Origin of the sequence: Pseudoalteromonas sp. SIMBA_162 (genome assembly GCF_046535955.1) — a bacterium.
In the GTDB taxonomy this organism is placed as follows: domain Bacteria; phylum Pseudomonadota; class Gammaproteobacteria; order Enterobacterales; family Alteromonadaceae; genus Pseudoalteromonas; species Pseudoalteromonas marina.
This window is the reverse complement of sequence record NZ_JAWJBQ010000384.1, coordinates 1-273: the sequence shown is the minus strand read 5'-3', so window position 1 is coordinate 273 and position 273 is coordinate 1. Positions and strand designations below refer to the sequence as shown.

General features: G+C 67.0%; 1 protein-coding gene. It reads left to right on the top strand.

Translation table 11 applies throughout. The annotated features are described in order from the left end of the window. Nucleotides 1–214: hypothetical protein (locus tag R0J88_RS20140; protein WP_410900895.1), on the top strand; the 214-nt coding region annotated here is incomplete at its 5' end. Between the last annotated feature and the right edge of the window lie 59 nt (nt 215–273).

Here is a 273-nt window from a genome sequence, read left to right as displayed (position 1 = left end):
CATGCAGGCGGCGGGCAGCGATGCGCCGCGCGTGATGCTGATGGACAATGGCGTTGAACAGGCAGCGACGGGCCAGAGCTGGCAGCATTTCTCTGCCTCGCAGGCTTCTGTCACACAGGGCTCTGACACACAGGGCTCTGCCACGCAGGCCTCTGGGTCAGACGGCTCCTGCGGTGATGCGTCGCCACGTAACGCGAACGGGGTGGCACCATGAATCGCGCACCCGCCAGTGTCTGGCGGCGCCCCGTGCACTTCCTGGCCTTCGGGTTGGGC